This window comes from Leptolyngbya sp. AN10 (assembly GCF_050565645.1).
GTDB lineage: Bacteria > Cyanobacteriota > Cyanobacteriia > Leptolyngbyales > Leptolyngbyaceae > Leptolyngbya.
Window position 1 is genome coordinate 162,200 of record NZ_JBNXVP010000014.1, and the last position, 16,814, is coordinate 179,013.

The window sequence follows — 16,814 nt, forward strand, 5'->3', positions numbered from 1 at the left end:
CAAAGGAATTCTCTGAAACTCTTGGGTTTAACTTCAGAAGACGATCGATAAGACAAATCGCCGCCGTTTCAGGGCTTTGGAACAATTTAGATCCGTGAAGGTCATAAGATGAGAAATCTTAATGCTATTTTTTGCACGTATTTTTCCCGTCGAAGCCGACTCGCCGCGTAGATGGGATAAGAGAAATCGGATTATTGTAAATTCGATTATTTTCGCGTGATCAATCAGGATGTAATCGTTAACGTCGTTTCGGTTGGTCATCTTTCTTGTTTCTCTACCAGAACGAGAAAGACAGTCAACATCGCAAAAGTGCCACATGATTTTCGAGTCGAATCACTGCCCGGAGGATAGTCGTGTCGAAACCCAATTTTGTCAAAACTTAATTGCTCAAGCGCAGATCGATCGAGCAGTGACTCCGGAGCGATCGACGCAAGTATCGCCCGATTCAACGCGCCCGAATCCAGCACAGCGAGAGACGGAAGAGATTCGGCAAATGATTCTATTCACACCGTCTAGGGCGAGTAATCCACAACTTCAGGCGGCATTGGTCAAAGTACAAAATCAGGTGGCGGCAGAACTGCGATCGAGAGGGTTAACGGTTCAGATTGTGCCGCCCGGACTCGATTCAACGGGTGCGATCGCGTGGATTAATCGACGTGCAATTCCTGGCACTCTGGCGTTATCGCTGCAAACAGATGCGTTTCTGAATCCGGATGCGAGAGGGACAGCAGCATTTTATCGAGCAGGAGATTTGAAGCGGCAACAGCAAGCTCAAGACCTGATTCAGCGGATTGTGGTCACGGTTCCAAATTTGGTCAGTCGAGGAGTGCGACCGGATACCGAAACTGCATTTGGTCGTCTTCCGTTTGTGCGTCAGCTTCGGATTCCAGCGATCGTATTGTCGATCGGATTTTCGACCAGTCCACAAGATCGCACGATTTTGTTGAATCGCTCAACTGCGATCGCACAAGGAATCGCGAATGGACTTGCACCAAAACCTGCTCAAGCGCGATCGACTACTGCCCAAGTTCCGATTCGGATTCGCTTGAATGGAGAACTTTCTGAGAATCAAGGCTTTGTTTTAGGAGGCAATGCTTATTTACCGATCGCATTACTTAACGGAGCGATCAATTTTAATCGTCCTGGAACAGCGCAATTAGTCACTTATCGCAATACGACTTATGTAAGAGCAATCGATTTACGTAATGCAGGCGTTGTTGTCGGTTGGAATCAGCCAGAACGAACACTCGTGCTACAAACCAAAACTCCCACTCGAATTGGGCGCGTGATGGGACGCGGATATCTGTCAAAAGCAACGATCCAAGCTTTTTTACAGCAGAACAATCCACAAGCGCTGAAAACTTTTCCTCAAATTATCGATTTGTATTTAGAAGAAGCTTCGATCGAAGGTGTGAATCCGGATATTGCATTCACTCAAGCGTTGTTAGAAACCAATTTTTTTCGCTTTGGCAATACTGTACAACCAACTCAGAACAATTTTGCGGCTTTGAGAGAAGTGGGAGCTTCCGATACCGCAACTTTTCCAAATGCGAGAACGGGTGTTCGTGCTCATATTCAGATGTTAAAAACTTACGCCAGTACAGAGCCATTCACCCAAGAATCGGTCACTCCAAGATTTCGCTTCATTGCACGAGGCATTGCTCCGCAAGTGGAACAGTTAGGCGCGTTCTATTCTGCCGATCCGCTCTATTCCCGAAAGCTCATTTCAACTTTGAAACAGCTTTATCAATATCAATTCGATCGATTAAGTTAGGAGGGTGTTTAAGAAGCGATCGTTTATTGCACAAGTCGCCCCTCGAATAGAATTCGGGGCTATCGAAACAAAGTCTGTTAGAAACAGATTGAAGAGTTTGCTGTCATTGAATTGTAGTCCCCTTCAGTGGACTTCGTTTCGATAGACCGTGATTTCCAATCACGGGCGAACAGCAACGCAGCGAAGCTTCTTATTTATGCGCTTTAAAGTGTTCTCTAAGATGCGATCGCAATTTCTTGTGTAGCTGCCCATTGAGCTAAATCCTGACGATTGATCGCGGCTGCCATCAAATCAGGAAATAGATCGGGAGTGCAAGCAAATGCAGGAACACCTAGAGATCCAAGAAATTTTGCATTGCTGTGATCATAGTAGGGTGCGCCATCATCATTCAGCGCGAGAAGCGTAATGAATTGAATGCCTGATGACACGATCGAACTCATGCGCTTTCTCATCTCTGTTTGATTGCCCCCTTCATACAAATCACTGATTAGCACTAAGATTGTTTCCTGGGGTTGTCTGACCAATCCCTGACAGTAAGACAAGGCTTGATTGATATCCGTTCCGCCGCCTAACTGTGTTCCAAACAGAACTTCGACGGGATCTTGCAGCATTTCAGTTAAGTCAACCACAGCCGTATCAAACACAACGAGATTGGTTTTAACCGCAGGAAGAGAAGCCAGAACTGCACTAAAAATCCCAGCATAAACGACAGAAGTTGCCATCGAGCCGCTTTGATCAACACAGAGAATAATGTTTCGCAATGCCGATCGCTTGCGCCCGAAACCGATTCGACGCTCAGGAATGATCGTTTTGTACTCTGGTTGATAGTGTTTTAGATTCGCTCGAATTGTTCGATGCCAATCGATTTCAGAATGACGTGGGCGATTGTTCCGAATAGCACGATTAAGACTGCCAAGAACAGCTTGACGAGTTGGATTTTCAAGTTTTCGGATCAATTCTTCAACGACTCGACGAACGACAATTCGTGCAGTCTCTTTGGTCTTTCCGGGCATCACATTGCTCAGAGACAATAGATTCGAGACGAGGTGAACATCAGGCTCAACAGCTTCTAATAGTTCCGGTTCGAGCAGCATTTGGCGCAAATTCAAACGCTCTAGAGCGTCTTGCTGCATGACTTTAACGACTGAGGTAGGGAAATAAGTGCGAATATCTCCGAGCCATCGTGCCACTTTGGGAGAAGACGCACCCAGCCCACCGGATCGATCGCTGTCATAGAGTGCTTCAAGCGTTTGGTCGATCGCTTGATCTCCAGTACTTAATCCGCCTGGGATTGCAATGCCATCTGCTGCTCCTCCCCCTAATAGCAATCGCCAGCGTCGTAATCGTTCTGTTTCAGCACTCATGATTGAACTCCTAACAATTGAGCAAGTAAAGGCAGAATCGCATCGGCTCGATCGACATTTAATTCACTGATCTGCGTTTGAACAGTTGTTTCTCCCTGTCGAACTTGCTCGCCCATCTGTCGCCGTTCAGCAGGTGCGAATGTTGAAAAGGTTCGACGTAACAATGGCAGAATGGCAATGAATGTTTCGGATGGTAGTTGAATAATCCATCGATCGACAACATTCCAAAGTTCAAGATTATGCAATAACAATAGTCCACTGCCTGAAAGAAATCCTTCAATCCAAGCCGCAGCTTGAGCGGGTTCAGTTGCCGTTGAAAGTGCAAGTCCTAATCGTCTTGATGTTTCTTCAGTATCAAAGAAATTTGCTTCAAATAACAATCGACAGCAACGACCTGCAAGCAATCCATGTAATCCTTTTTGGTCTGAGAGCGTTGCTAATACTTGCCGCCATGTCTCTAAAGCTTCATTGTTCTGTAGCAATGCGATCGCACTATTTACTAAGATAATCAACTCATAGAACTTAGCAGCGGCATCATCATCTAAGCTGCTAACTGCGATCGGTAAACCAATGCAAATCCGAGCAATCAATCCATCAACAACGTGCTGAACGATTTGAGCATCAAACTGGCGCACATTCCCATAGCGAATGATGTTCACCAATGGCAGTAGAGCTTCCATGAGATGCGTCATATCTGATGCGATCGCGGCTTCCGATTCTAACCGAGTCATCAAATGCGAAATTGCGATCGGTAAGTTTGCCAGCAAGGTTTGATCAATCAGCTTGGTTAACTCTGGAAGATTCGCCCGATTTGCTCGATCGCAGGTTAGAGCACTGGAAGCATCTTCGATCGTATTTCCCCAAATGCCTGCCTCGATCAATTTCAAGGTAAATTCCGGTTTCCAGTGCAATCGCCAAGATTCTCGGAAGGTTCCCTTCCCTTTCACAGCTTGAGTTTTGCCCCAAGGAAGACCAAGAAGCAGCAATCGATGGAGAAACTGCGATCGATCTAAATCCGTTGCTTTGCGTAAATCCAATTCTAAATTCGTTTCGATCGCTTCAGGCTTGAGTCTCAATCGTTTCTGTTGCTTCTGAAGATCCTGTTGCAGCGGAACCATCGGAGTTTCATCAGGAACTTTGCCCAGTCGTTCTCCTACAATTAACTGCTGATGGATTAACTGCATGGGAAGTGAATCACCGAAGCAGAGAACTGTTTGAGTTGCTTCATTGAGTTCTTCTAAACCGGGAAGAGCGCGATCGCGTAATGCTGCCAAACTTTCTGCGAGTCGAACTGCTTCGATCACACTCGCAGAAGAAGCATCTAAATCTTGTTTACGCAACAGTCTTGCAACCTGCGTCATCCAACGAATTGAACTATTCAAAGTCGAAGCATTCTTTCGTTCTCCTTGTTTCCAGAGATGATGATACCAACCTGGAGAATGAATGCCTGCACCATAGCCGCTACTCATCGACAAGCGCCCATAAGTCCAAGGAACCCAAGTTGTTTCGACTTTCAGTTTTGGTAATCCTTTGAGCAGTGCAGTATCTTCTTTTGCAGGCGGCATCTTCACTAAAGCAGGACTGTGCCAAGCTCCACACACCACGGCAATGTTTTGGAATCCTTGTTTTTCAGCTTCGCGGATTGTTTTTCGCATAAAAGCTTCTCGATAATTCTCGATCGATTCACCTTCCGATTGAACTTCATTCCGCAAAACTGTCATTGCTTCTAAAATTGCAGTAAATAGCTCGGTACTCTCTTGCCGTTGTTCGACGAGATGTTCCCACCAGCGTTCGCCATCTTGGTAGCCTGCGGCTTCAGCGAGTAGATTCAGGGGATCAATTTTTGTCGATCGCTCTAATTCCGGTTGAGTTTGAGCGAGTGCAAACTGATGAGACTGCGGCAAATCCATAAACCGTACTGGGATTTGCTGCTGTAGTCCATACTGAATCGCTTGCCACTCTGGAGAAAAGACTGCAAACGGATAGTAAACAGCTTGCTCTGGATGATCCACAACGTAGAGCAATAAAGCAGCCGGAGGACGCATCTCAGCATGAATCAACAAAGGTAGGCGTGATTCTGCATCGGGTGGACCTTCGACTAAAACAATGTCCGGTTGCAAGGTTTCCAGGGCTTGACGCAAGCTACGAGCAGAACCAGGACCGTGATGACGAATTCCAAAAACATGGATTGACATAGTTTGCTCCTAGAGCATTTCCCGACTGGCGCGATACAGATCTTTCCAACCATCCCGCTCTTTCACAACGGTTTCAAGATATTCTTTCCAAATCACTTGATCTTGAACAGGATCTTTCACGACTGCCCCAACCAATCCAGAAACTAGATCGCTTGCTTTCAAAGATCCATCACCAAAGTGAGCCGAAAGCGCCATTCCACTGTTCACGACCGAAATTGCTTCTGCGGTGCTTAATGTTCCCGATGGTGATTTCAGCTTCGTTTTGCCATCACTTGTCATCCCATTCCGAAGTTCTCGAAAGATTGTTACCACTCGCTGAATTTCTTCAAGCGCAGGAACTTCCGCAGGTAATTCTAGCGCCCGTCCTAGACTTTCAACTCGTTGCCGAACAATTTTAACCTCGGCTTCAATGCTATCGGGAACAGGTAGAATCACAGTGTTAAATCGGCGTTTTAGAGCGCTCGATAGTTCATTCACACCTCGATCGCGATTATTCGCCGTTGCAATCACATTAAAGCCCTTATTCGCCTGAATTTCTGCATTCAGTTCAGGAATCGGTAAGATTTTCTCAGACAAAATCGTGATCAGCGTATCTTGCACATCTGACGGAATTCGCGTTAATTCCTCGATTCGAGCCATCTTACCGTCAGACATCGATCGCATCATCGGACTCGCGACTAACGCATTCATCGAAGGTCCCTCAGCTAACAATCGTGCATAGTTCCATCCGTACCGAATTGCTTCTTCGCTTGTTCCTGCCGTTCCTTGAATTAGCAAAGTCGAATCGCCAGAAATAGCAGCGGCTAAATGTTCAGACACCCAAGATTTTGCAGTGCCCGGAACACCGTAGAGCAGAAGAGCGCGATCGGTTGCGAGAGTTGCGATCGCAACTTCCATCAGTCGCCGATTGCCAATATATTTCGGAATCACTTCAAAGCCATTGTCTAACTTTCCACCCATAAGATAGGTAGAAACTGCCCAAGGTGAAAGCTTCCAGTTCGGCGGACGTTGGCGAGAATCCGCTTTCGAGAGTTCATCAAGCTCCTGTGCGAATTGTTGTTCGGCGTGTTGACGGAGTAAGGTAGCCACTTTTGTTTTTGCCATTGTTAGTTCTCGAAGGATTGAATCATGTCTTGACGGAATTTTAGAATTGCGATCGCAAAGTTCAAGGCTGCTTGTGTATAGGCGGGTAAGTCATCTTTGATCATGTTCTCCAACTGCACGATCGCGCTAGGAATGATGCTCCTGGGAAATCGCCTTGTCCATCCTTTCAGACGGCGCTCTAATTCCCAGTAGAACTCAAACTCAGTAACATGAGTAGACAGACTTTCTAGAAAGTGCTGTGCTAATTGTTCACTCCAGTACGAGTCGATTTTTCCTAGTTCTTCAACGACAACGAAAATATAGGGATCTCTGATGCCACTTGGGGTTTTCTCAAAGAGTTGACAGAGCCAGTGATCGCGCTGTTCAGGCTGTAATATTTCTAGGAGCGATCGTAAATTCGTAGTATCCATCGCAAATTTAGAATCTTGCAGTAGAACTTGCGCCCATTCCGCGCTGTTTTGAGCTTTTGCGGCTTGTTGCCAACCTTCTCTCAGAGCGGTGTACCATTCGCTTCTTTTCCCTTGCTCAACGATGGTTGCAAGGTTCATCAAACCTGATTGAGTTTGCCAAACTGTTAATGGAGTTGCAGCAACTAACTGTAATAACCACCAAGCTTTATTTCCATATTGTTTGTTGCTTGGCGGTTTTGGCTCAAGTCCATCTCGCTGCATGGAACTATCACAAGATGCTGGAACAGTAATCTCGATCGCATTTGATTTTGGTTTGATCACATTTGATTTTGGTTTGATCAATGGAGTGAGACGCTGAATCATGCGATCGCAATATCGCGAATCCGGTAAGCGAACCAGCAAATCAGCGGCTTTCCGTCGAACCGCTTTACTACGATCGTTGAGTTGCTCTTCTAAAAATGGCTCATCTGCCATACTTAATTCGATGTGGAGAACTTCAAGGAACTGAGTTCTTACCTCTGCCGATTCCTCTTTCCAAGTAGACTGTAAAAGCTCTCTCGCTTGATCAGGTTGAACTTGTCGCAATTGTCTGAGATAGACCCGTCGAGCCTTTTCCGTACTGGTCTCCCAATCAATCTCGGTGAAAGGGTCGATCGCAGTATTCCACTCTGAATTTTGAGCCGCTAACCAACGTCCTCGCTCTCCCAGAATCGGTAAAATTTTCTGTAGTCGATTACCTGATGCTGCTAGTGTCAAAAGGCGAGATAAACATTGCTCTGGAACTCTCTGTTCTTTTTGTGCTGCAAGCTCTAACCATTCCGATAAATGCTCAGAATGAGTGCTTCCTGATTCAAGAATTTGCTGTAGAAAACTAGCAGCACGAGGACGACAACAAGGCTGATCATTCAGGTCGCAAGCAGGAAATGGAACTGTCGAATCTTTCTGGGGTTGCTGTCCAGCCTGTTGATAGAGCGAAAGAATTCCGGCAGACAGGAGCAAAGCGGATTCAGACGATCGTGTTTCATCCATCTGCAAAATCTGTCCGAGTTTGCCCGATGTTACGATCGACTTGAAGGGCTGTCGTTCTGTACCCAGCAATGCGGCTGAGGTGATCTCTTTCCACAAGTTAGAGTCCATAGAGTTCGTCTCCTATCCAGCTACTCAGTAATCGAAATTCTTTGCCGTTCCACTCTCCGAACGCAGTGAATGAATGTCCACCACTGAGCGCTAAAAGTGTCCAATTATCCGTGTCTGAGCGGTAAGGGAGATAGTGTTCTTCAGCATCTCGAAGCATCCAGCAATCTCGATCTCTCACCAAAATTACAGAGGATAGAATCATGGGCATTTGTTCGATCCAGGGGCATTGTGCGATCGCGCTTCCATACTTTCCAATTGCTTCTGAAACACTCATTCCTAAAGGTGCTCTTGTCAATTGAGCCGCTTCCTGTCGAGCTTTGATTAATGCTCTCAAAGGATAAGCACTAGGATAGAACACGATTTCTGCTTCTAAGCAAGTTCCACTGATCCAATGTTCGGAAAACGGTTGATTACCATGTGCAAAATCTAATAACAATGCAAATCGATTGGATTGAATTCCAAAGAGCCAAGTGCGTCGAACTTTCAAGCGTTCCTCAACTTCGGTTCGTTGTCCCACTACCAGCCAAAGATCAGTTTGCGAAGGCTCTTTCAGAACTTCTTCTTGGCTCATTGTCCAACCAATTTGAGTTCTTAAATCGGCTTGAACTTCTGGAGGTAAGCTTTCAATTCGCTGATACCCTTCTGTAATCAAATAAAGCTGTCCTAATTGTTCAAGTAACAGTTGATGACCACTTGAACCAAGGTGAACAATACCCGCTAAATCTCTCAATCTTCGAGCCAGTCCGGGTGCTTGAGCATCCACCATTCGGGCTGCAATACTATCCCACACTTGATAAGAGTCTTGTTGAACTGCGATCAGTCCTTGTCGAATTCGATCTTCTAGCCACAGTCGTAACTCTTGGATTCCCGCACTGACTTTATCTTGACGGGCTGCCGCTCTTTTTGCTTGAGCAATTGGATCAGCGGATTGTTCTTTCTTCTGTGCCTGCTTCTCTGCTTTTTGCGATCGACTCCCAATCCAATCCGTCACCCAATCAGGCGGCTCACTTTCCAAAATCTGATTCGATTGTTCTGCCAGAATCAAAAACAATCCCAACCCATGCTTACAAGGAAATTTCCGACTCGGACAGCTACACCGAAACGCAGGTTCGCTGAGATTAATCTGAGTTCGATAAGGATTCTTGCCGCTTCCCTGACATTCTCCCCAAATAAAAGTTTCATGGCTCCCCAAAGCAGTCCATTTACTTAAGGTTGCTAATCCTCGCCCGTTCTTTGCTGAGGACGCATCTGGGGCAAGAGCTAACACCTGTTCAGATGTCCACGGCATAGTTACTCCACAAGATGTTTGGGATTGTTCTTCCTGATACTCGTCACGGGGCGCGATCGCCATCCGTGTTTTTCCTTTAATTCAAATAATAGTATTTCTGTACCAATTTGGAAACTCCCCTGAATAAATCTTTTCAAGTTCTTTATACGTACCGCTCTGATGATGGTCGTGCGATCGAGATGGTGATGCCAGGAGATCGAGTGAAATTGTCGATCGGGCTTCAAGATGCGATCGCGATCGAACCCGGAATGCAATTTGCCATTCGCGAAGGTGGTACACGGTTGGAGCGGGGGTGATTGCTCGAATTACCGCCTAAAGGATTGGGACTGTGGGAAACCTCTTACAGTCCCAATTTACTGTTCACGGATAGATGCCAAGATAGTTTCAACCCAGTGTTGATCAGCCTGAGAGAGCATCGGAGGCGGTAAAGGTTGTGTGTAATCAATGCGACTACGATATCGAGCGCGATCGTAGACCTGAGTAAACACAGTTTGGAGTTCTACGATCGGTTCAGTTTCTCCAGCTTTGAGCGGGATTGGAAGATTCGGCAGAGCTTGATCGAGCATCACTGCATACAAATTTGCGCGTGGACGTTCAGAACTTCGACTGATGAGAATTCGATAGGGTGAAGGGGTTTGAACTCCTTGCATTGCCATTGGTTTTGCAGCTCGAAGTAGATCAATTTCCACTAAATGAGTTTGGCTACTCAAAATTTGCCGTCGCTTCTTTTCATATTCTGCCCGTCCATCTTTTGCGCGTTTGTTGGTTGGTGATAGCAATTCGATTACAGCAATCACATCATCTGTGCCCATTTCTCGCACTTCTAAATAGCGTTCTTTTACTTCAATTGGCAACGGAACGAAAACAGTTTCAGGCTGAGTAGCAACCGCAGTTTCAGAAGTTGAACCAGCAGATCGATTGGATTTCTCAGCAAAGACGATCGCATCGGGAATTCCAATCAAAATCTCTTCACCCGCTTCGCTTTGATAGGTTCGCGACTCTACTTCAACGTAGTAGTTGGAACTCAATTGAGGTTCGATCGCATCCGCGATCGCGACAATGAATCGGGTATGAAACGAAGACCAGAACGCAGGATATTCTAGATAAGGGTCCATGCCAGGAAACGGGGAAGGCATAAATTCTCCATCACTGCTGATAGTTCTATCTTATTTCAGCAAATCGACCAGTTCGATCGTTTGAGCAGGATCAACGATCGTATTTGCACACAAAATTCCCGAAGCCGCCACCGCAGGCACTCCAATCCCAGGCATCGTACTATCTCCAACTCGGTAAAGATTCTGAATCGGAGTGTGACAACTCGGAAACAAACCTTGTCCGGCTGGAATTCCTGCTCCGTAAGTTCCTTGATATCTTCGCAAGTAACGAGCATGAGTTAACGGAGTTCCAATTAGTTCTAGAACAATACGATCGCTCAAATCTGGAATGACTTTCTGAACTGCTTTGAAGAGAGAGTGCGATCGCGCTTTCTTTTTCTCTTCGTATCCCGAATCTTTGATCCAGCCATCAAACGGCTCCAAAGTGTAGGCATGAACCACATGATGATCCGCAGGAGCAAGGTTCGCATCCCAAACAGACGGAATTGAAATCATGCAGGTATTTCCGGGGACGGTAATATCTCGATCGTCATGTACCACGACATGATGCCCGGTCAAATCTGCTAATCCGTCTGCTCGAATGCCTAAGTGCAGGTGCATAAAGCTATCGATCGCAGGTGTTTTTAGTGCATTCTGTCGGTAAGACTTTGGAAGATCGTTTGGTTCTAGCAATTGAGAATAAGTGTCCCAAATTGTTGCATTGGAAATGACGATCGATGCCAATAATTCCTCTCCATTCCGCAATCGAACGCCGCGAACTTTCCCAGATTCGACCAAAATCTTTTCAACGTGTGTTCCTAGTCTGAGTGTGCCGCCCCATTTCTCTAAGCCGCGAATCAGAGCATCTACGATCGAGCCACTTCCACCGATTGGATAATCAATTACCGATCGCGTTCTTTCTCCAAACATAAACGCAACTTCAGGTGCAATCGTGCCATGTGCTTTAAGTCCAGAAAGCAAGAAACACTCTAAATCGATTAATCGCCGCACCCAAGGATCACGAATTGTTTGATCCATCAAGTCGCCAACCGAAGCTTGAATCATTCCCAGATTGGGAAGCAATTTGAGAAGCGAGGGGAGATACCGAGAAATCAAGATCGGGGCTAACTTCCAATCGGCTCTAAGCGCTAAAGTTGGAATGCCTCGTAAGCCTTCGTAGAGCGCGAGGAAACGTTTTTCGAGTTCGACAAGCTCGATCGCACCTTGGGGAGAGATTTGGGAAATTGTCGATCGATACTTTTCCAAATTTCCATACACCGGAAGCGTCGCATCGGGAAAGTGGTAATGTCCAAACGGATCATAAGGAACCGCTTCGACCGATTCGCCCAAAGCATCTAATACTTGACGCAATGGATTTACAGAATTTGGATCGCTCAATCCACAGTAAAACGATGCACCTGAATCAAAATGGAATCCTTGCCGCGAAAAGCTGTGAATTGCTCCTCCTGCAATGGTGTGACTTTCACAGACAATCACTGACTTTCCATATCGCGCTAATAACGCACCTGCAACCAGTCCACCGATTCCGCTGCCAATGACGATCGCGTCCGCATTTTGCATCATTTCTACCCTAGAGTTCTTCCATTTCTAATCATTATTGTTAAAGTGAATTGTCGATGTGAAACAATTTACTATGGCACAGGCAAAATTAGGTGATACCGTCCGCGTACACTACACAGGCAAGCTCGATGACGGTACAGTATTTGACTCTTCCGCCAATGGAGAACCCTTAGAATTTACGATCGGAGATGGCAATATCATTCCAGGATTCGAGAAAGCCGTCGTGGGAATGAGTCCGGGAGATGCAAAAACAGAAGTAATCCCGGCAGAGCAAGCATACGGCGAGCATCGGGAAGAAATGGTCGTGATTGTCGATCGTGCTCAGATGCCGCCCGAAATGCAACCCGAAGTTGGACAACAGTTAGAAATTCGGCAGCCCGATGGCGGGACGATTCCGGTGGTCGTTACGGACATCTCTGAGGCGGACATCACTTTAGATGCAAATCATCCTTTGGCGGGAGAAGATTTAGTTTTTGATATCCAACTGGTTGAAATTGGTTAGAAAAACTGATTAATCGGAAAAAATACGGCTTTGTGGCAAAAGTTTTTGTTCGCAAAGCCGTTTTGTTTGTCAAAATTCCGTAATCTGTTCAAAACCATGTGAAGTTCTCTCGTGATCCGGATTTGTTTGTTTACGAGAGAAATCTATTAGCAGAACGGCTCTACATCCTAAGCAATCTTACTCAGACACTCAAAAGTAGAAACAGTAAGGTTTTGAGTGAATTCGATCGTCGATTTTATTCCTCTGCGGATTTGACAACTTCTGTAACACGTGGTTTCTATCTATTGAGAACCCTTTTAGGTTGTTAAAAAACTGTTATGCGTAAGGGACTGCTGCACAAGCCCGTTTCGGTCTTCGGTCCGATTCTTGACAAGATTGTTTTAACGCATCTTGTCGTGATCGGTCTACCGACGGTGCTGTATTACTACATTCTGGAGAACGGCTGGGATCTGTCGTTTCTCCATGTTCTGATTCCGGTTTTGTATCTGGTGACATCGATCGTGGTGATTGGAGAAGCAGTGTCAACGGCGATCACGTATCGTCGAGGTCACGTCGCCAAGATGCCAAAATTTGGAATGGTGCAGCGGTTTATGCGTTCTCCCAGAACTCAACCGCTTTATCCATTATTGCGATCGAGCGGAGACATTCCAAGAAGTTCGCTGATTGTGGCAGCCTATCTGCCCAACGAGCAGCAGATTATTCTCGAAACGCTGGAACACATTCTGAAAACCGTGGAACGTCCTGAAGACGGTTTGGAAGTGATTTTGGCGTATAACCGACCGGAACGCTTGCCCGTGGAAGACCGACTGGAACGAATGGCAGAGCAGTATCCGGAGTTGAAATTGCTGTGTGTTGAAGGCAGTCGATCGAAGGCGCAAAACATTAATGCGGCTCTAGAAATTGTGACCGGGGAAATAACCGGAATCCTAGATGCGGATCATCATCCAAATTCGGATTGCTTTACTCGTGCATGGCGCTGGTTATCGAATTATCGATATAGCGCAGTGCAAGGACGCAACGTGATTCGCAATCAGGATGTGAACTTCATGACGCGGATGATTGCGGTGGAGTTTGAATGTATATACGGTGTGAGCCATCCTGCCAAATCTTTGCTGGTAGATACGGGCGTGTTTTGTGGGGCGAATGGCTACTGGAGAACTTCGGTTCTAAAACGCATTGGGTTTTCGTCACGTATGTTGACGGAGGACATTGACGCGAGTTTTAGAACTTTGTTGAGCGGTCACAATATTGTGCATGATCCAACGATCGTAGTTACAGAGCTTGCTCCTGTGGATGTTCGATCGTTCTGGTTCCAGCGGAAACGATGGGCACAAGGTTGGCTCGAAGTGACGCTGAAGTATCAAGCCACGATCTTGAGAACAATGCGGCTAGATGGTTGGCAAAAGTTCTATTGGACATTACTTTTGGTCTATAGTGCAGGCTTCCACTTCATCGCATTACAAGCCTTTCCAATTACGTTTAGTTTGGCGTTAACAGGTTCAGAAGCACCGAACATCGCACCCGAATATATCTGGACAATGACGATTCTCACGTTAGCGAGCGGTCCGTTGCAAACTCTAGCAGCTTGGATTGTGCGAACTGATGCAGTCAAGCAACCTGCTAAGGATTATTGGGTCTATTGCTTATTTATTCCGTTCTACTGTGTGTTCAAAAGCGTAATTGCAATTACGGCAATCTATGATCATGTGGTTGGAAATAATGAGTGGGTGGTGACTCGTCGATCGACAGAGGAAGCATTGCCAGAAGCAAAATAATCCCTCTGGAAGTCTATCCAGAGGGTAGTATCTCAGGGGGTAACATTGCAGCCAAGATCAATTTATCCGCCTTGATTGGTTGAAGCTCGTGTCCCAGTCATGGCGAAGGTTTCGGTTGAATTAGCACTCAGCACTTCAGCCGTTCCTTGCAATTTGTTGTTCACAATCTGAGCATTCACACGAACTCGCATCTCTTGACCATTGATTTTCTGACGATGCTCGAATGTTAAGCGATCTCCCACCAATTTAATCTGAGGCAAACTCACGGTAGTACCAGCAATTTCTGCCATTGCGCGGGCATTCTGGAACGACTGCGTTACTTGCATTTTGTAAGGAATCGATTGTCCTGATTGCGTTGAAAGTGTTCCTGTCCAAGTACCTTCGACTCGTGCCGGAATAATCCAGAGATAGGCAGTGCGATTATCCACAGTGACTCGTCTATCCGGTTGCCAATCTCCCATCGAAAACGCATGAGAAACGACTCGGCTTCCGGGTCTCAGTTCGCTCAGGAGCTTCGGACGCAGTTCAAGATTAATCCGAGGTAAGAGATACAGCGTCACTACGGTTGCTTCTCGAAAATCAGATTTGAAAAGATCTTGATTGAGGAACTGAACGCGATCGCCAACTCCTGCTTCTTTTGCATTCTCCCGACTTTTGTTCACCAATCCCGGATTAATTTCAATTCCGACTCCCCTTCTGGCTCCAAACTTCTGAGCCGCCGTAATCACTAATCTGCCATCTCCAGAACCCAAATCGTAAACCACATCTTCGCGTCCCACATTCGCAAGCTCCAACATTCCCATCACAACCTCTTCAGGAGTTGGAACATAAGGGACAGCGGGATTACCCAGTCCAGGCTTTTCAGCTTCTTGGGCGTGAATCTTTGGAACGGGGGCTGCAACAACAGTGAGCGCAGCGAGAATACTTAGAAACTTTAGCGATCGACGCATGGGGAACTCCTCACTAGAACTCTGGGAAGATTTAGCGCGTTCGACCTTTTCCCCGCATCTATCGCAAAGTGGATCAAATTTGTGAATTCAGTTGGAAAATTTATTCTCAAAGCGGGTCTAATGTTTTAATGAATTGGATCGAGAATGAAGCATCGATCGCACATAGATAATCTTTGAGATCACAGAAATGGCACGTACCAAAGCGCAAATTGATGATTCTGAAACAACTCCTGATGAAGAGTTGGAAGTTGTAGATTCTGGAAATGGAAGTTCTGAAAGCACCTCTGAGGCAGTAAAAGATCCTCAAGATATTGATGAAATTTTGAACTCGCTCAAAACCTTGTTGAGCACCGTGGAGAAATTGCAGAAAGTTCGGCAAGAAGTGGGCGATATCAAGCCGCTGATGTTGAGAATGCTTGATGGCGAGTTAATGAGCGGCGAAGATTTAGAACAACTCAAAACGGGTGTCGGTGGATTGACAAAATTAGTTCGTGCTCATAGCGATCACCAAGCCGCACTGGTGAAGGCGCAAGCGGCAAGGGATTTGTTGGATGAAGTGTTGAAATTTTGAGCGAATTGACGAACTTTGAAGAATATTCGAGAGCAGTTATCGGGCTTTAAGGAGTGGTTTGGCAGTAATCGGTTATCGCATGAATCGCCCCTCGAATAGAATTCGGGGCTATCGGAACAAAGTCTGTTAAAAACAGACTGAAATGCCTATTGTTATTCAGCTACAGTCCCCTTTAGTGGACTTTGTTTCGATAGACCGTGATTTCCAATCACGGGCGGATTGTACCGCAGTGAAATAACTCTCTCAAATCTCTAAAAAAAAGCAACAAAAAAGAAGGGTGCAATGCCCTTCTTTCAAGTTCTGAATCAATGCTGATTAGTCTTCGCGTTTGTCAAACGGATTAGAAATCTGTTCTGCTTCGGGGCAATCATCCGAGACCAGCGGATCGACACATCCTTTCGGTACAGAGGACAATTTTTGAGTCACAGCCCCAATACTTTCGAGCCGAACCATTTCTTCCCAAGAGCAATTTTCGTCTTCTTCATCGGTTTCGTAGCGCAACGTGACCAAATCTCCTTCGATATCTAGAATTTTGGCGCGTTCGATCCAGCGCTGTTGATCCCGCAAGAAGATCCAGACTTCGCGACCATCACAACAGAGTTGATAGATCTTGCGGTGTAGCATTATGCTTCTCCTGAGCGAATTACTCGAATTTCACTAAATTAGACCGTAGCTTGAGATTTACCACAGTCTTCCATTAAACAGAATCGATCGCATTTTCACGGATGAGCCGCGATCGACAAACAATCGGTCTGATCCAAAGGGAGGTGATTCATTACATTAAGCCTAGCTTTGAATCAGGCAAAAGCTCTCTCACCAAGGACGGGATTTGAAGCGCAACACGGTCGCAGCTTGGGAGTCGGGACTGAGGAGACACTTTTAAATTCATTGTTGAGGCAGTAAAGGGACTGAGCGCAACGCTTGAATGGATGGTGATTCCCAATTCAAGAGGGTAGAGAACACAGGGGATTGGGGGCGAATTCGGGGTCCGAACCCTTCCCAGAGGCAATCCGCCCGTTGGGTATTCAATTCTACTCTTATTTTAGCGAACCCATCGCTGTTTGAATAG

The 16,814-nt window shown here is 46.1% G+C and carries 13 protein-coding genes and 1 pseudogene; 5 read left to right on the forward strand and 9 right to left on the reverse strand.

Features of this window, described 5'->3' with window-relative positions:
- The first annotated feature begins 316 nt into the window (after positions 1-316).
- A complete protein-coding gene (locus ACQ4M5_RS20540) occupies positions 317-1,774 on the forward strand; it encodes a glucosaminidase domain-containing protein (protein WP_430677542.1) in 1,458 nt (485 codons plus the stop codon).
- 215 nt (positions 1,775-1,989) lie between these two features.
- Here the strand turns inward: ACQ4M5_RS20540 and ACQ4M5_RS20545 are convergent, their stop codons facing one another.
- From ACQ4M5_RS20545 to ACQ4M5_RS20565, 5 genes are read right to left on the reverse strand one after another with little or no spacing between them, the layout of a single operon-like run.
- Positions 1,990-3,138 carry a VWA domain-containing protein gene (locus tag ACQ4M5_RS20545; RefSeq protein WP_430677543.1) on the reverse strand — a complete coding sequence of 383 codons (1,149 nt, stop codon included), beginning with the start codon at positions 3,136-3,138 and terminating at the stop codon, positions 1,990-1,992.
- A complete protein-coding gene (locus tag ACQ4M5_RS20550) occupies positions 3,135-5,333 on the reverse strand; it encodes a DUF5682 family protein (protein WP_430677544.1) in 2,199 nt (732 codons plus the stop codon). The genes ACQ4M5_RS20545 and ACQ4M5_RS20550 overlap by 4 nt, the downstream gene beginning before the upstream one ends.
- Positions 5,334-5,342: 9 nt before the next feature.
- The gene (locus tag ACQ4M5_RS20555; protein WP_430677546.1) at positions 5,343-6,437 is read right to left on the reverse strand and encodes an ATP-binding protein; all 1,095 of its coding nucleotides are present in this window, start codon (positions 6,435-6,437) and stop codon (positions 5,343-5,345) included.
- Between the two features lie 2 nt (positions 6,438-6,439).
- A complete protein-coding gene (locus tag ACQ4M5_RS20560; protein WP_430677547.1) occupies positions 6,440-7,984 on the reverse strand; it encodes a DUF5691 domain-containing protein in 1,545 nt (514 codons plus the stop codon).
- Complete coding sequence (locus ACQ4M5_RS20565; RefSeq protein ID WP_430677548.1) at positions 7,974-9,335, reverse strand: SWIM zinc finger family protein; 1,362 nt, start codon at positions 9,333-9,335, stop codon at positions 7,974-7,976. The genes ACQ4M5_RS20560 and ACQ4M5_RS20565 overlap by 11 nt, the downstream gene beginning before the upstream one ends.
- A 44-nt stretch (positions 9,336-9,379) precedes the next feature.
- Here ACQ4M5_RS20565 and ACQ4M5_RS20570 point away from each other — a divergent pair, with 44 nt between their 5' ends.
- Complete coding sequence (locus ACQ4M5_RS20570) at positions 9,380-9,568, forward strand: hypothetical protein (protein WP_430677549.1); 189 nt, start codon at positions 9,380-9,382, stop codon at positions 9,566-9,568.
- 57 nt (positions 9,569-9,625) lie between these two features.
- Here ACQ4M5_RS20570 and ACQ4M5_RS20575 read toward each other — a convergent pair whose 3' ends face one another.
- Together ACQ4M5_RS20575 and ACQ4M5_RS20580 are read right to left on the reverse strand one after the other, a co-directional pair.
- Positions 9,626-10,408, reverse strand: a complete 783-nt coding sequence (locus tag ACQ4M5_RS20575; protein ID WP_430677550.1) for a DUF4058 family protein — start codon at positions 10,406-10,408, stop codon at positions 9,626-9,628.
- Between the two features lie 30 nt (positions 10,409-10,438).
- On the reverse strand, positions 10,439-11,950 hold the full coding sequence (locus tag ACQ4M5_RS20580) for a phytoene desaturase family protein (protein ID WP_430677551.1): 1,512 nt from the start codon (positions 11,948-11,950) through the stop codon (positions 10,439-10,441).
- A gap of 91 nt (positions 11,951-12,041) precedes the next feature.
- Here ACQ4M5_RS20580 and ACQ4M5_RS20585 point away from each other — a divergent pair.
- Positions 12,042-12,449, forward strand: a pseudogene (locus tag ACQ4M5_RS20585) (FKBP-type peptidyl-prolyl cis-trans isomerase); the annotation flags it as partial.
- Between the two features lie 317 nt (positions 12,450-12,766).
- Positions 12,767-14,224: a glycosyltransferase gene (locus tag ACQ4M5_RS20590; protein ID WP_430677552.1), complete on the forward strand. Its 1,458-nt coding sequence runs from the start codon at positions 12,767-12,769 to the stop codon at positions 14,222-14,224.
- Between the two features lie 62 nt (positions 14,225-14,286).
- Here ACQ4M5_RS20590 and ACQ4M5_RS20595 read toward each other — a convergent pair whose 3' ends face one another.
- Complete coding sequence (locus tag ACQ4M5_RS20595; protein WP_430677553.1) at positions 14,287-15,174, reverse strand: class I SAM-dependent methyltransferase; 888 nt, start codon at positions 15,172-15,174, stop codon at positions 14,287-14,289.
- A gap of 187 nt (positions 15,175-15,361) precedes the next feature.
- Between ACQ4M5_RS20595 and ACQ4M5_RS20600 the strand changes: the two genes are divergently transcribed.
- Positions 15,362-15,745, forward strand: a complete 384-nt coding sequence (locus tag ACQ4M5_RS20600; protein ID WP_430677554.1) for a hypothetical protein — start codon at positions 15,362-15,364, stop codon at positions 15,743-15,745.
- Between the two features lie 315 nt (positions 15,746-16,060).
- Here the strand turns inward: ACQ4M5_RS20600 and ACQ4M5_RS20605 are convergent, their stop codons facing one another.
- Positions 16,061-16,369, reverse strand: coding sequence for a DUF6679 family protein (locus tag ACQ4M5_RS20605; RefSeq protein ID WP_058999925.1), 309 nt, complete (start codon positions 16,367-16,369; stop codon positions 16,061-16,063).
- Positions 16,370-16,814 lie beyond the last annotated feature (445 nt).

What these genes read in the sequence shown, in the direction of transcription:
- ACQ4M5_RS20565 (WP_430677548.1), bottom strand. Translation starts at nt 9,335, where the DNA reads ATGGCGATCGCGCCCCGTGACGAGTATCAGGAAGAACAATCCCAAACA.
- ACQ4M5_RS20590 (WP_430677552.1), top strand. Translation starts at nt 12,767, where the DNA reads ATGCGTAAGGGACTGCTGCACAAGCCCGTTTCGGTCTTCGGTCCGATT.
- ACQ4M5_RS20560 (WP_430677547.1), bottom strand. Translation starts at nt 7,984, where the DNA reads ATGGACTCTAACTTGTGGAAAGAGATCACCTCAGCCGCATTGCTGGGT.
- ACQ4M5_RS20600 (WP_430677554.1), top strand. Translation starts at nt 15,362, where the DNA reads ATGGCACGTACCAAAGCGCAAATTGATGATTCTGAAACAACTCCTGAT.
- ACQ4M5_RS20555 (WP_430677546.1), bottom strand. Translation starts at nt 6,437, where the DNA reads ATGGCAAAAACAAAAGTGGCTACCTTACTCCGTCAACACGCCGAACAA.
- ACQ4M5_RS20575 (WP_430677550.1), bottom strand. Translation starts at nt 10,408, where the DNA reads ATGCCTTCCCCGTTTCCTGGCATGGACCCTTATCTAGAATATCCTGCG.
- ACQ4M5_RS20580 (WP_430677551.1), bottom strand. Translation starts at nt 11,950, where the DNA reads ATGATGCAAAATGCGGACGCGATCGTCATTGGCAGCGGAATCGGTGGA.
- ACQ4M5_RS20540 (WP_430677542.1), top strand. Translation starts at nt 317, where the DNA reads ATGATTTTCGAGTCGAATCACTGCCCGGAGGATAGTCGTGTCGAAACC.
- ACQ4M5_RS20545 (WP_430677543.1), bottom strand. Translation starts at nt 3,138, where the DNA reads ATGAGTGCTGAAACAGAACGATTACGACGCTGGCGATTGCTATTAGGG.
- ACQ4M5_RS20605 (WP_058999925.1), bottom strand. Translation starts at nt 16,369, where the DNA reads ATGCTACACCGCAAGATCTATCAACTCTGTTGTGATGGTCGCGAAGTC.
- ACQ4M5_RS20550 (WP_430677544.1), bottom strand. Translation starts at nt 5,333, where the DNA reads ATGTCAATCCATGTTTTTGGAATTCGTCATCACGGTCCTGGTTCTGCT.
- ACQ4M5_RS20595 (WP_430677553.1), bottom strand. Translation starts at nt 15,174, where the DNA reads ATGCGTCGATCGCTAAAGTTTCTAAGTATTCTCGCTGCGCTCACTGTT.